The organism is Rhodanobacteraceae bacterium, from assembly GCA_024234055.1.
Classification (GTDB): domain Bacteria; phylum Pseudomonadota; class Gammaproteobacteria; order Xanthomonadales; family SZUA-5; genus JADKFD01.
This window is the reverse complement of sequence record JACKOW010000020.1, coordinates 35,001-49,036: the sequence shown is the minus strand read 5'-3', so window position 1 is coordinate 49,036 and position 14,036 is coordinate 35,001. Positions and strand designations below refer to the sequence as shown.

At 63.0% G+C, this 14,036-nt stretch carries 10 protein-coding genes (1 of these 10 only partly in view); 7 read left to right on the top strand and 3 right to left on the bottom strand.

Annotated elements, in window-relative coordinates:
* Positions 1-32: 32 nt before the first annotated feature.
* Both gltB and H7A19_19740 read left to right on the top strand, forming a co-directional pair.
* Entirely contained in the window at positions 33-4,496 is a 4,464-nt protein-coding gene (gene gltB / locus H7A19_19745) for a glutamate synthase large subunit (protein MCP5477063.1), read from the top strand.
* Positions 4,497-4,654: 158 nt separating this feature from the next.
* A complete protein-coding gene (locus tag H7A19_19740; protein MCP5477062.1) occupies positions 4,655-6,070 on the top strand; it encodes an FAD-dependent oxidoreductase in 1,416 nt (471 codons plus the stop codon).
* Between the two features lie 29 nt (positions 6,071-6,099).
* Here the strand turns inward: H7A19_19740 and H7A19_19735 are convergent, their stop codons facing one another.
* Positions 6,100-6,276: a hypothetical protein gene (locus tag H7A19_19735; protein ID MCP5477061.1), complete on the bottom strand. Its 177-nt coding sequence runs from the start codon at positions 6,274-6,276 to the stop codon at positions 6,100-6,102.
* Between the two features lie 203 nt (positions 6,277-6,479).
* On the opposite strand from H7A19_19735, the gene H7A19_19730 reads away from it, so the two are divergent.
* Genes H7A19_19730 through H7A19_19720 form a run of 3 tightly spaced genes read left to right on the top strand, consistent with a single transcriptional unit; the run spans position 6,480 to position 9,901 of the window.
* Positions 6,480-7,373 (top strand): DUF1684 domain-containing protein, encoded by an 894-nt coding sequence (locus H7A19_19730; GenBank protein ID MCP5477060.1) that lies wholly within the window; start codon positions 6,480-6,482, stop codon positions 7,371-7,373.
* 12 nt (positions 7,374-7,385) lie between these two features.
* A complete protein-coding gene (locus tag H7A19_19725; GenBank protein MCP5477059.1) occupies positions 7,386-9,413 on the top strand; it encodes an amidohydrolase family protein in 2,028 nt (675 codons plus the stop codon).
* Positions 9,410-9,901, top strand: coding sequence for a dihydrofolate reductase (locus tag H7A19_19720; protein MCP5477058.1), 492 nt, complete (start codon positions 9,410-9,412; stop codon positions 9,899-9,901). The genes H7A19_19725 and H7A19_19720 overlap by 4 nt, the downstream gene beginning before the upstream one ends.
* 12 nt (positions 9,902-9,913) lie before the next feature.
* Here the strand turns inward: H7A19_19720 and H7A19_19715 are convergent, their stop codons facing one another.
* Positions 9,914-10,783: a symmetrical bis(5'-nucleosyl)-tetraphosphatase gene (locus H7A19_19715; GenBank protein MCP5477057.1), complete on the bottom strand. Its 870-nt coding sequence runs from the start codon at positions 10,781-10,783 to the stop codon at positions 9,914-9,916.
* A gap of 60 nt (positions 10,784-10,843) precedes the next feature.
* Positions 10,844-11,224, bottom strand: coding sequence for a Co2+/Mg2+ efflux protein ApaG (apaG, locus tag H7A19_19710; GenBank protein MCP5477056.1), 381 nt, complete (start codon positions 11,222-11,224; stop codon positions 10,844-10,846).
* Between the two features lie 166 nt (positions 11,225-11,390).
* On the opposite strand from apaG, the gene nadA reads away from it, so the two are divergent.
* Together nadA and nadB are read left to right on the top strand one after the other, a co-directional pair.
* A complete protein-coding gene (nadA, locus tag H7A19_19705; GenBank protein ID MCP5477055.1) occupies positions 11,391-12,395 on the top strand; it encodes a quinolinate synthase NadA in 1,005 nt (334 codons plus the stop codon).
* Between the two features lie 150 nt (positions 12,396-12,545).
* Positions 12,546-14,036 carry the 5' portion of an L-aspartate oxidase gene (gene nadB / locus H7A19_19700; GenBank protein MCP5477054.1) on the top strand. It continues 30 nt past the right edge of the window, so the window shows 1,491 of its 1,521 coding nt (coding positions 1-1,491); it begins with the start codon at positions 12,546-12,548; the stop codon falls past the right edge of the window.

Sequence of the window (14,036 nt, the reverse complement as noted above, 5' to 3'; positions counted from 1 at the left end):
AAGGCTGGCTTTCAACGCAAGGTGGAGGCGGCATGACACACGCGGGTGGGCATTCCGGGATGTACGATCCGGCGTTCGAGAAGGACAGCTGCGGCTTTGGACTGATCGCCCAGTTGGATGATCGTCCGTCGCGGGCCATCGTCGATGCCGCCCTGGATGCGCTCAAGCGCATGACCCATCGTGGCGCGGTGGCGGCCGACGGCAAGAGCGGCGATGGCTGTGGTCTGCTGATTCGCCGGCCGGAAAGCTTTCTGCGGCAACTGGCGGCCGAGGCGGGAATTTCCCTGCCGGAGAGTTTTGCCTCTGGCATCGTGTTCCTGCCGCATGACGAGGCATACGCCACGCGCGCGCGAGTCACCCTGGAGTCCGAACTCGGCGCCGCCGGTCTGCTGCTGGCCGGATGGCGCGAGGTACCCGTTGATACTTCGGTTTGTGGCGAGCAGGCGCTGAGTACCTTGCCTGCGATCGCCCAGGTCTATGTGGGCGTGCGTGAGGATCTGGATCTCTCCGCCCTGGAGCGCCTGTTGTTCCAGGCAAGGCGGCGAACCGAGATCGCGTTGGCTGACCTGCCTGAATTCTACGTGGTGTCGCTGTCCGCGCATGTCTTCGCCTACAAGGGCATGGTCATGCCGGAATTTCTGCCGGCCTTCTTCAAGGATCTGGCGCGAGCCGATCTATGCACCAGCGCGGTTACGTTCCATCAGCGTTTCTCGACCAACACGATGCCGCGCTGGCCACTGGCGCAGCCCTTTCGCTTTCTCGCCCACAATGGCGAGATCAATTCGATCCAGGGCAATCGCAACTGGATGCGCGCGCGCGGACCGCGCTTCCGTTCGCCGCTGGTCGATTTCCGTGATCTGCAGCCCCTGGTGTCCATGACCGGTTCGGACTCGCAGACGCTGGACAACATGCTCGAACTGCTGCTGGTGGGCGGCATGGATCTGCTGCAGGCCATGCGCGTGCTGATCCCGCCGGCCTGGCGAGATCGTGAGGATCTCGATGGCGACATCAAGGCCTTCTACGAGTACTACCAGCTGCACATGGAGCCCTGGGACGGACCCGCCGGCATCGTTCTGCTCGACGGGCGCTACGCGGCGTGTACGCTGGACCGCAACGGCCTGCGGCCGGCGCGCTATCTGGTCACCCGTGATCGCCATGTGGTGATTGCCTCGGAAGCAGGCGTGTTCGATGTGGACGCCGCCGAGGTGGTCGAAAAAGGACGGCTTGGCCCCGGCGAGATGGTGGCGGTCGATCTGCTGCGCGGTGAGTTCCTGAAGAGTGCCGATATCGATGCCATCAATCGTGGCCGGGCACCGTTCAAGCGCTGGATGAAGTCCGGCGTGCGCTTCCTCAACAATTCGCTGATCGACCCCAGTCTGGCGCTGGAGCCGATGGATGCGCCGACGCTGGCGGTGCACCAGAAGCTGTTCAATCTGACCCGCGAAGAGCGCGATACCGTGCTCAAGTATCTGGCCGAAGCCGAATCGGAAGCCACCGGCTCGATGGGAGATGACACGCCGGTGGCGGTGATGTCGAGCAAGCCACGCTCACTTTATGCCTATTTCCGCCAGGCCTTCGCCCAGGTCACCAACCCGCCTATCGACAGCTTGCGCGAGCAGCGGGTGATGTCGCTGATGACCCAGCTCGGCCGCGAATGCAATGTCTTCGAGGCGGCGCCGCGGTATGCGCGCCAGATCGTGCTGAATTCGCCAATCCTGTCGCAGCGCAAGCTCAAGCAGATCCTGTCGATGGCCGATTTCGGCGGCTACATCGAGATCGACATCAATTATCCCGAATCCGAGCGCCTGGAAGCCGCGCTGGAGCGATTCTGTCTTCAGGCCGAGGAGGCCGTGCGAGACGGCACACTGCTGGTGTTCCTGACTGATCGCCACACCGCCCCTGACAAGATTCCGGCGCATGCGCTGCTGGCAGTGGGTGCAGTGCATCAGCATCTGACACGCAATGGCCTGCGGGCAGCCTGCAACATCCTGGTCGAGACCGCTACCGCTCGCGATCCGCATCACTTCGCCTGCCTCATCGGCTTTGGTGCCACCGCGGTGCAGCCATATCTGGCCTATCAGAGCCTGCTGTCGCTGGTGCGCGGTGGACGTATCAAGCGGCGCTTTGGCGAGCCGATGGAGATCGGTCGCAGTTACCGACGCGGCATCCGCAAGGGCCTGCTGAAGATCCTGTCGAAGATGGGCATTTCCTGCATCGACAGCTATCGAGGCGCGCAACTCTTCGAGATCGTCGGTCTGGCCAGTGAGGTCGTCGAGCGCTGCTTCACCGGCACGCCCAGTCGCATCGAGGGCGCCGGCTTTGCCGAAATCGAGTCCGAGCAGCGGTCCATGGCAGTGCAGGCCTGGAACGCCAACAGCCTGGTTGATCCCGGTGGCTTGCTGAAGTTCGTGCAGGGTGGCGAGTACCACATGTACAACCCGGATGTGATCGCGCGGCTGCAAGCGGCGGTGCGCGCCGGGGACTACGAGCTTTACCGCGAGTACGCCGACGTGGTGAACAGCCGCCCGCCATCGGCTCTGCGTGATCTGATGGATTTGCATAGCGACCGTCCGCCCATTCCGCTCGATCAGGTGGAGTCGGTGGAGTCCATTGTTCGTCGCTTTGATTCGGCCGGCATGTCCCTGGGCGCGCTCTCGCCCGAGGCGCATGAGGCCCTGGCCATCGCCATGAATCGCCTCGGCGCACGCTCGAATTCCGGTGAAGGTGGCGAAGATCCTGCGCGCTACGGCACTGAGCGCATGAGCAAGATCAAGCAGGTGGCGTCCGGTCGCTTCGGCGTCACGCCCGAATACCTGATCAACGCCGAAGTGCTGCAGATCAAGGTGGCGCAGGGTGCCAAGCCGGGCGAGGGCGGGCAGCTGCCCGGCCACAAGGTCGATGAGACCATTGCCCGATTGCGCTACGCACGCCCGGGTATCGGCCTGATTTCACCGCCGCCGCATCACGACATCTATTCCATCGAGGATCTGGCCCAGCTGATCTACGATCTCAAGGAGATCAACCCGGACGCGCTGGTCTCGGTCAAGCTGGTGGCCCATGCCGGGGTCGGCACGATTGCCGCCGGCGTGGTTAAGGCCTACGCCGATCTGATCACCATTTCCGGTCACGATGGCGGCACCGGCGCCAGCCCGCTGACCTCGATCAAATACGCCGGCACGCCCTGGGAACTGGGTTTGTCTGAGGCCCATCAGACCCTCAAGCGCAACCAGTTGCGGCAGAAGGTGCGGCTGCAGACGGATGGCGGGCTGAAGACCGGTCTGGATGTGCTCAAAGCCGCCGTGCTCGGCGCCGAGAGTTTTGGCTTCGGCACCGGGCCGATGGTGGCGCTGGGCTGCAAGTACCTGCGCATCTGCCATCTCAACAACTGCGCCACTGGCGTGGCCACCCAGCATCCGGTGCTGCGCAAGGCGCATTTCGTCGGTTTGCCGGAAATGGTCGAGCACTTTTTCCGTTTTGTGGCCATGGAGGTGCGCGAAGGCCTGGCGGCGCTGGGCTTGCGCTCGCTCGATGAAATCATTGGCCGCACCCAGTTCCTCAAACTGCACCCGGGTCATACCGACAAGCAGCGTCGTCTGGACCTGAGCCCCTTGCTCAGTCTGGACGGCATGGCTACAGATGCGCCCAATTGCTGCATCGATGAGCGCAATCGCCCGTATGACAAGGGCCTGGTGGCGGCGCAGATGGTGTCTGCCACGCGCGAGGCCATTGCCCACAAGCGCGGCGGTGAGTTTCCCTTCATCGTGAGCAATCGCGATCGCAGCCTGGGCGCCCGGGTGTCGGGGGAAATTGCCCGGCGTCACGGCAACCTGGGCATGGAAGACGCGCCGATCACCTTCAAGCTGAAGGGGTCGGCCGGACAGAGCTTCGGTGCCTGGAACGCCGGCGGCCTGATTCTGGATCTGGAAGGCGAGGCCAATGACTACGTAGGCAAGGGCATGGCCGGCGGCAAGATCGTCATCCGTCCGCCGCGGGATGCCGGATTCGTGCCGCGAGATACCGTGATTGTCGGCAACACCTGCCTGTACGGCGCCACCGGAGGCGAATTGTTTGCGGCAGGCCGGGCCGGCGAGCGTTTCGGGGTGCGCAACTCGGGCGCCCTGGCGGTGGTCGAAGGCAGTGGCGACCACTGCTGCGAATACATGACCGGCGGCTGCGTGGCGGTGCTCGGCCGCACCGGCCTCAACTTCGGTGCCGGATTCACCGGCGGTTTTGCCTATGTGCTTGATCTGGAGCGCGATTTTGTTGATCGCTACAACCACGAACTGATCGATATCGTGCGCATCTCCACCGAAGGCATGGAGAACCACGAATCGCATCTGCGCGAGCTCCTGGGCCGCCACCAACGCGAAACCGGCAGCGCCTGGGCGGGCGAAATCCTCGACGAATTCCGCGACATTCTGCCGCGCTTCTGGCTGGTCAAGCCCAAGGCTGCCAGCCTGGAGAGCTTGACCGAGACGTTGAAGAGGGCGGCATGATGGGCGCGGGAATTCCCATAGAAAAGAACTGAGACGCAAGCAGGGTCAAACGTGAAACGTAAAACGTCAATGTGCCTTGCTTTGATTGACGTTTCACGTTTCACGTTTTACTTCCTTCGCCAATCCTCGAAGGTATCGAAAAGCGGAGTTGTCACTGCATGCATGACCCCCTGAAATTCCTCAAAGTCCAGCGTGAAATGCCGCGTGAGCTGCCGGTGGCCGTGCGTGTGCTCGGTTATTCGGAGATCTACGGGCAGTTTCAGCCGGAGGTGGCGGCGGATCAGTCCGGGCGCTGTCTGGATTGCGGCAATCCCTATTGCGAATGGCAGTGCCCGGTGCACAACTACATTCCGAACTGGCTGAAGCTGGTGGAGGAAGGGCGCATCGTCGAAGCGGCGGAGCTGTCGCACGAGACCAATCCCCTGCCGGAGATCTGTGGTCGGGTGTGTCCGCAGGATCGTTTGTGCGAGGGCGCCTGCACCCTCAATGACGGCTTCGGCGCAGTCACCATCGGCGCCATCGAGAAATACATCACCGATGAAGCCATTCGTCTGGGCTGGAAACCGAATCTGTCCTCGGTGCGCCGGGTCGGCAAGAAGGTGGCCGTGATCGGTGCCGGGCCGGCTGGACTGGCGGCGGCGGACGGTCTGGTGCGTCGCGGCATCGATGCCGTGGTGTTTGACCGGCAGCGCGAGATCGGTGGCCTGCTGACCTTCGGCATTCCGCCCTTCAAGCTCGAAAAGCAGGTCGTGGAGAAACGCCGCCTGCTGCTGGAGGGCATGGGCGTGCAGTTCAAGCTCGGTGTCAACGTCGGTACCGACATCAGCTTCGAGCGGCTGCTTGCCGACTATGACGCGGTGTTCATGGGCATGGGTACCTACAAGGCGGTCGATGGCGATTTGCCGGGCCTGAAGCTGCGAGGCGTGCATGAAGCGCTGCGTTACCTCATCGCCAACGTTCATCGGGTGATGAACTGGGAAGATCCACTGCCGGCGATCGATCTGTCCGGCCAGCGGGTGCTGGTGCTGGGCGGCGGCGACACCGGCATGGATTGCGTTCGCACGGCCATTCGCCAGGGCGCGACATCGGTCAGCTGCCTGTACCGGCGCGATGAGGAGAACATGCCGGGCTCCAGGCGCGAGGTGAAAAACGCCAAGGACGAGGGTGTGCAGTTCCTGTTCAATCGACAGCCGCTGGAAATCGTCGGTGTGGATGGCCAGGTGACGGGTGTGCGCGTGGTCGAGACCCGCCTCGGTGCGCCCGACGCCAAGGGCCGTCGTCGTCCCGAGAATGTACCCGGTACCGAGGTCATCATCCCTGCCGACGCGGTAATCATCGCCTTCGGATTCCAGCCGGATCCGCCGCAATGGTTGGCGCCACAGCAGGTGACAGCCCATGCCAACGGCCGCATCGAAGTCGGCGGTGAGGACGGGGAGTTATTGCCGTTCCAGACCCGCAACGACAAGGTGTTTGCCGGTGGCGATATGGTCCGCGGCGCGGATCTGGTGGTGACTGCGGTCTACGAAGGCCGCGAGGCGGCCAAGAGCATTGCCCGTTACCTGGGCGTGGCCTGAGGCCTGCAGCAGCCCCGGCCGCTGCGCGCTCAGGCGGCGCGGCGGGGGCTGTCCATTTCCGTCCAGGAACTGTCGTCGGCACCGTCTGGGATGTCTTCGCGCCGCGCAACCGGCATGTCCACCCGGTAAGGCACCAGTGCGGCGATGCCGTAGCGCTCAATGAAGGCGTAGATCTCGTCGTCTGTTGCCGGCACGAAGCAGCGCATGGCCTTTCTCCTCGATCAAACCTCATGCACAGTGCAACACGCAAAGTGGCGCCGGCGATGACAGAAGCGGGGCGAAAGTCGGGCGTTCGTCGTCTCCGCGTGAATGGCCATCAAGGGATCCAAGCAAAGCGCCCCGATGCGGATGCGCATCGGATCTGATTCAAGCATTCTTGCGCCTGGATGTTTCGGGATGGGGACTAGACATGAGATTTCCGCACCTGGCCCTGGGCCTCGCCACCTTGATCGTTGTTGTCAGCCCCGTTTCGGCAGCAATGACGGCACATCAACAGGAAATTGCCGCCTGGCGTGCGGCGAGGGTCGAACGGTTGAGCGCCCCGGGCGGCTGGCTGTCGCTGGTTGGACTGCACTGGCTGCCTGAAGGTGTGTCCCAGACGCTGGGTAACGGCCCCGACAATGACATCGATCTGGGTCGTGGTCCCAAGCGCCTGGGGACGTTGAGCTGGAGCGAAGGCAAAGCCCGTTTCGAAGTCGAAAGAGGCGTCGAGGCCAGCGTCGCCGGAGTGAGCGCCGAGAGTTTCGACCTGACGCCCGCCGCTGACGGCAGTCCGGTGGTGGTTGATTTCGGAACGGCCAATTTCCAGGTCATCGAGCGCGGCGACAAGCATGCGCTGCGGGTGAAGGACAGCCAGGCCCCCACGCGGCTGGGCTTCAAGGGTATTTCCTATTTCGACATCGACCCACAGTGGCGCATCAATGCCCGCTTCGAGGCCTACGACGAGCCACGGACCATCGAAATCGCGACCGTGGTCGGTACCCTGGAGTCCTATCCCAATCCCGGCCGCATCGTGTTCGAGAAAGACGGCAAGACCCACAGCATCGAAGCGCTGGTGGAGGAGGGCGAGGAGCAGTACTTTCTGATCATTGCCGATCGCAGCAGCGGCAAGGAAACCTACGGCATGGCTCGTTATCTGTACGCTGGACCGCCCAAGGACGGCCACATCGTGGTTGATTTCAACAAGGCCTACAACCCGCCCTGTGCCTTCACCGCCTTTGCGACCTGCCCGATGCCGCCGCCGGGCAATCGGCTTGACCTCTACGTCGCGGCCGGCGAGAAATACACCGGCGAGGCCCACTGAGGGAGGTTTGCCATGCACGTCCGAGCCGCGCGCGCCGCAGTGCTCTGCCTGATGCTGATCTGGCCGGCCCAGGTGCTCGCCGACAACGTTGCCGACCTTCCGGGTGCGCGAAGATCGACGGTGCTGATCGCCGGCAAGGCGGCCGGCACCGAGGTCTACGCCCAGCAGGGTGATGAACAGATCGCCACTTTTACCTACAACGATCGCGGTCGTGGGCCGGAGGTTTCGGCACGCTGGCGTCTGGATGCCCGGCAGCTGCCGACGTCGATCCGGATCACCGGAAAGGACTATTTCAAGGCGCCGGTGGATGAGTGGTTCACCAATATTCGCGGTGTCGCCAACTGGAAGAGTGCCGCCGAACAAGGGTCCATGGCCGGAGCCGACGAGCACTTCTATGTGCCGATCGAGGCGCCTCCCATGTTCCTGGGCGTGCTGGCGCGAGCCTTGCTGGCCGATGACGATGGTCAGATTGAACTGCTGCCGGCCGGTAGGGCGCGGATCAGTGAGGCGCTGAGTATCCCGGAACCGGGCTGGAATCAGCGTCGCAAGCACACCCTGGTCGCCTATGAGATCAGCGGTCTGGGTTTCAGCCCCCAGCTGGTGTGGTTTGACGCCAAGGGCGAATTTCTGGGCACGGTGAGTGAGTGGTCCAGTACCCTGCCGGAGGGTCGTGAAACCTGGCTGGAACCGATGTTGGCGGCTCAGGCTGAACATCTGCAAAAGCGCGCTGCCGAACTGGCCAAGACCCTGGCGCATCCCGCGGCAAGTGCCCAGCTGTACCATGGAGGCACGGTGTTCGACCCGAGAACGGGGCAATCGAACCCGGCCAGCGTGCTGATCATGGGCAACCGTATTGCAGCCGTGGGTGATGAGGACCAGATGAATCTCCCCGCCGACATCGAGCGGATCGACGTCAGCGACAAGTTCCTGATGCCGGGGCTGTGGGACAACCATGTCCATCTGGATTCCGTCGATGGATTGCTGCATCTTGCCGCCGGCGCCACCAGCGTGCGCGATTTGGCCAATGACGAGCAGGCGCTGCCCGGTCGAGTGCAGCGATTCGAGGCAGGCACCGAGATCGGCCCGCGAGTGATCATGGCTGGCTTCATGGATGGCTCTGGGCCGTTCACAGGTCCCACCCGCGTGATCGTCGACAGCCCCAGCGATGCCGAGCGCTGGGTCAACTGGTACGCCGATCAGGGCTATCGGCAGATCAAGGTCTATTCCTCGCTGAAGCCCGAACTGGTGCCGTTGATTGCGCGCCTGGCGCACAGCCGCGGATTGCGTCTGTCGGGTCACGTGCCGGCGACCATGGTTGCCTCCCAGTTCATCGATGCCGGTGCCGATGAGCTGCAGCACATGAACTTCGTGATGCTCAATTTCCTCAGCAAGGAAGCGCCGGATACCCGCGACATGAGCCGCTTTACGGCGATCGGCAAGCATGCCGCGAACATTGACCTCGACAGTGAGGAAGTCCGGGGCTTCATTGCCCAGCTGGTCCGTCGACAGACGGTGGTTGATCCCACACTTGGCATTTTCGAAAGCATGTTCGAGTCCGAGGCCGGTTCTGTTGCACCGGGCTACGCCGATGTCATCGAGCGCCTGCCGCCGCAGGTGCGGCGCTCCCTGCTGTTGGGGGGACTCAAGCCCGACTCCGCAGACAAGGCCGCGTATTCCAAGGCGTTTCCGGCCATGCTGCAGTTCCTCCAGGCGCTGTTCAAGGCCGGCGTGACCATCATTCCGGGCACCGATACGCTGGCGGGATTTGGCTTGCAGCGGGAGCTGGAGTTGTATGCCGCCGCCGGCATCCCCACCACCAGCGTGCTGCGCATGGCCACACTGGATTCGGCCGCCGTCAATCGCCGATCCGACGAGTTGGGTTTGATCGCGCCAGGCTGGCTGGCGGACTTGATCGTGGTGGATGGCGACCCGACTGCCAGTATGTCGGCTCTGCGCAAGGTCCGTCGGGTGATCAAGAATGGGGTCAGCTACTATCCGGACGAGCTCTACGAGGCACTTGGCGTGGCACCGGCGCCGTGACTCGCGAGCTCGCGCTGATCGTCGCCCATGATCGCGCTGGCGCCATTGGCATGGACGGCCAGTTGCCGTGGCGACTACCGGATGACCTGAAGCGCTTCAAGGCACTGACCTTGGGCCATACCGTACTGATGGGGCGCAAGACCTTCGATTCGATCGGTAGGCCGCTGCCAGGTCGGCGCAACTGGGTGTTGAGCCGGGATACAAGCTGGAGCAGACCCGGTGTGGTGCGTCTGGACAGTCTCGAAGCTGCGGTTGAGCAGCACACCGAAGGACTGTTGTGGGTGATCGGGGGCGGCCAGATCTACCAGGCGGCGCTGCCTCTGGTCAGTCGTGTCGAGGCTACCGAGATCGATACCACCCTGGACGCCGCCGATGCCTGGTTCCCGAGACTGGACCCGGATCACTGGCATGTAGTGAGTCGCGAGCATCACCCGCGCGATGACAGGCACGAATACGCCTTCGACTTCGTGCGCTGGTCAAGTCACTGAGGCCAGCGACCGTCAGTCGCTGTCGCCCATGTCGTCCTTGGCTTGCGGATCCGCGTCCAGACTGCCCGGTTGGGCGCAATCGACGGCGATGAACTCGGGTTCATCCTGCAGCTTGAGCGCTGTCAGCTTTCCACCCCAGACGCAGCCGGTATCCACGCCGAACACGCCCATGCCCTGAAACCGTCCCAAGGCCGACCAATGGCCGATGACCACACGGTAACTGCGCGGCTTGTGGCCCGGGGCCTCGAACCACGGGTAGTAGCCGGCTGGCTGCGTGCCCGGAGTGCCCTTGCTTTCGAAAGAAATTTGCCCGCGTGGATCGCAGTAACGCATGCGCGTGAAGGCATTGATGGCCGCACGCGTGCGGTCCAGACCCTTGAGGCGTCGACTCCATCCCCGAGGGCGATCACCGTACATGCGCAGCAGCACATTCTTGAAGTCCTTGCCGCGCAATTCTTTTTCCACTCGCTCGGCTTCGATGCGAGCGCGATCCAACGTCCATTGCGGTGACAGGCCGGCGTGGACCATGGCAAACCCCAGGGTCTTGTCCACATGCAGCAGCGGACGTTGGCGCAGCCAATCGATCAGTTCGGCGCCATCATCGGCTTCCAGCACGCGGCGCAGATCGAGATTCTTTTGACGACGCTCGGTCGCCTTGACGCTTTCGGCGATCAGGTGCAGATCGTGATTGCCCAGCACCGACAGCGCCGAATCACCCAGACCACGGATGAATCGCAGCGTCTCCAGTGACTGTCCGCCGCGATTGACCAGATCTCCGGTGAACCAGAGGCGATCGGCCACGGGATCGAAGCGCAGATGTTCAAGCAGTCGGCACAGCGTGTCATAGCAGCCCTGCACGTCACCGATGGCATAGGTGCTCAAGGCGTGCGCCCTCCGCTGACAGAGGCAGATCCGTGGCGACGATACATCTCGCGATCCATGTCAGTGCAGGGTCCTTGGAATTGAGAGCGTGAACGCGGCGATGGGGGCCTCGAACAGCGTGCCATCGTCGGCCAACATCTGATAGCTGCCATGCATGCTGCCCACATTGGTCTCCAGTGCGGCGCTGCTGGTGTATTCGAAGCGCTCGCCCGGTTTCAGCCAGGGTTGCTCGCCGATCACGCCTTCGCCGCGCACTTCCTGGGTCTTGCCGTGGGCATCGGTGATACGCCAATGCCGTGACATCAGTCGAGCACCCACCGCACCGGAGTTGACCACGGTTACCGTGTAGGCAAACAGATAGTGGCGCTTGTCCGGATCGGACTGATCGGCAAGAAAGCGGGTTTGAACGCTGACATCGATGTTGTAACGGGCTTTGCTCATGCGCCATAAATAGCGACAAGCAGGGACGGTGTGCAACCGGCACTTGACAGAGTTTTGCTCATAAGTAGCATAACGGACAGCGTCGAGGCTCTTTCGGCGCTTTGTTTTCCCGTCTTAATGCTCAAAGTGAGCAAAAGGAGTCGAGGTGTCCTTGGCACACACTGATCTGGCACCCCGTGCCTTTGATGCCGACCTGGCTGCGCAGTATGCGAACCTCTACACGCGAGTGTCAGACCGGATCACGCCAGATGAGTGGGCAGTGCATCTTCCCTATATCGACGCCATACGCAAGCTCAAGAGTCTGCGGCGGGCGGTGGTCCTGGCGCACAACTACCAGACGCCGGAGATCTTCCATGGCATTGCCGACATCGTCGGCGATTCGCTGGCGCTGGCGCAGCGAGCCGCCGACAGCTCGGCGGATGTCATCGTGTTGTGCGGCGTGCACTTCATGGCCGAGACCGCGAAGATCCTCAGTCCGGACAAGACGGTCCTCATCGCCGACACTGACGCCGGTTGTTCGCTGGCCGAGTCGATCACGGCCGCCGATGTGCGACTGTTGCGGCAGAGATATCCGGGCGCGCCGGTGGTCACCTATGTCAATACCTCGGCGGAAGTGAAGGCTGAATCAGACGTCTGCTGCACGTCGGCCAATGCGTTGCACGTCGTCGAATCCCTGGATGCCGACACCATCATCTTCCTGCCTGACAAGTATCTGGGCAAGCATGTCGCCGGCCAGACCCGCAAACGCCTGATTCTGTGGGAAGGCAGTTGTGAGGTGCACGAGCGCTTTACCGGTGCCGAGATCCGCGCCTTGCGCGAACCCGGGATCTCGGTGCTGGCGCATCCCGAGTGTCCTCCTGACGTGTTGGCTGAAGCAGACTTCGTAGGCTCCACTGCCGCCATGACCGAAGCTATCCGGGGCGGCCAATTGGACCGGGTGCTGCTGATCACCGAATGCTCCATGGCCGACAATCTGGCCATCGAGTTTCCGTCGGTCCGCTTCACGCGTCCGTGCAATCTGTGCCCGCACATGCAGAGGATCACGCTACCCAAGGTCTATCGCGCCTTGCGGGACATGGCTCCCGTGGTAGAAGTCAATCCCGAGGTGGCACGCAAGGCCCGGAGGGCCGTGCAGCGCATGCTGGAGATCGGACGACGCGAAGCGGCCTGACCTGATGCGTCATTTTCTGACCGTCGTGGCGCATAATCGCCCCTCGTTGATGTCTGGAATGCGCATCGGCTCACAGAACTGCTCTGGACGACAAGCGACACTATCGAAATCCACGGGCGTATCCAGAAGTTGTGGCGCGGGGGCGCAGGAATGTCAGAGCAATACGATCTGATTGTCGTCGGCAGCGGCGCAGCCGGTCTGAGTGTCGCCCTGTCGGCATCCAGCGGCTTGCGCGTGGCAGTCGTCAGCCGTGGTGTGCTCGGCCTTGATGGCGCCACCTGCTGGGCCCAAGGCGGCATCGCGGCGGCAATCGGTAGCGGTGATTCTCCGGGCCAACACGCCGCCGACACCATCCACGCCGGGCAGCGCCTCAACAACAAGCCCGCTGTTCGCTGGTTGGCCGAAAGCGCTCCGGATGTTGTTCGCTGGCTGATATCACTTGGGATGCAGTTCGACGTCGTCAATGGCCGACTGGCGTTGGGCCGCGAAGCTGCACACTCGTTTCCACGTATCCTGCACGCTGGCGGCGACGCGACAGGCGCCGAGCTGATCCGCGCCCTGCGCGAAGTGGTTGCCCGTCATCCCCAAATTGAGCGTTACGAGTTCACCGATGTCTGCGAGATCCTGAAAGCGGGAGACAAGGCGGTCGGTGTTCTTGCGCGCAATCGTCGCGGCGATCTTGTTCGACTCCTCGCGCCGAGCGTGGTTCTCGCAACGGGCGGCATCGGCCAACTGTACTGCCACACCAGCAACCCCTCCGAAGCTGATGCGTCCGGCATTGCCCTGGCGCAACTGGCGGGCGCTGAAACGGCCGATCTGGAATTTGTGCAGTTCCATCCCACAGCGCTGGCGCCTGTCGAGGGTGACGGCAATCCGCAACTGCCACTGATTACCGAGGCCATACGCGGCGCCGGCGCCATTCTGCTCAATGATCAGGGCATGAGATTCATGGTGGCCGCTCATCCACAGGCTGAACTGGCGCCGCGTGATGTTGTGGCCCGCGCCGTTTGGGATCAGATTTCCCGAGGGCACAAAGTCTTCCTGGATACGCGGGCACTGGCAGGCTCCCTGCGCGCCCGGTTCCCGAATCTGGTGCAGGCCTGCCAGCAGCGCGACATGGATCCCAGGGTCCAGCTCATTCCGGTCGTGCCCGCGGCTCATTACCATATGGGCGGCGTCAAGGTAGATCTGCACAGTCTGACTCGGGTTCCGGGACTCTATGCCGTCGGCGAGGTGGCCTGCACCGGCGTACATGGCTCCAATCGACTGGCCAGCAATTCACTGCTGGAGGCCCTCGCTTTTGGAAAGGCCCTCGGTGAACGGCTTGCGCAGCGGGGTCCGGTCGCACCCATTAGCCGTGTTGACCCGCCAGCGGGGCACGCCGTGCGTGCTGAGTCAGCCAATGATCAGATGGTACTGGCGCGGTTGCGTCAGTTGATGTGGAACGACGTGGGTATCTTCCGCACCGAGGACGGACTACAAGCGGCGCTACATCAAATCCAGGTCATGGAGCGGCGTTGCCTGTCCGGTGCACCAGTCCTGCGTCAGCTGCTGGTTGCGCGCCTGATGGTCGAAGCATGCCTGCGCAGGCGCGAGAGCATCGGCGCGCACTTCCTGGCGGACTCTGCGATTGGTTTTACA

Bases quoted from the DNA above. Each gene is read 5' to 3' on its own strand.
- H7A19_19730 (MCP5477060.1), top strand. From the start codon at position 6,480: ATGAGATTTCCGCACCTGGCCCTGGGCCTCGCCACCTTGATCGTTGTT.
- H7A19_19725 (MCP5477059.1), top strand. From the start codon at position 7,386: ATGCACGTCCGAGCCGCGCGCGCCGCAGTGCTCTGCCTGATGCTGATC.
- H7A19_19740 (MCP5477062.1), top strand. From the start codon at position 4,655: ATGCATGACCCCCTGAAATTCCTCAAAGTCCAGCGTGAAATGCCGCGT.
- apaG (MCP5477056.1), bottom strand. From the start codon at position 11,224: ATGAGCAAAGCCCGTTACAACATCGATGTCAGCGTTCAAACCCGCTTT.
- gltB (MCP5477063.1), top strand. From the start codon at position 33: ATGACACACGCGGGTGGGCATTCCGGGATGTACGATCCGGCGTTCGAG.
- H7A19_19735 (MCP5477061.1), bottom strand. From the start codon at position 6,276: ATGCGCTGCTTCGTGCCGGCAACAGACGACGAGATCTACGCCTTCATT.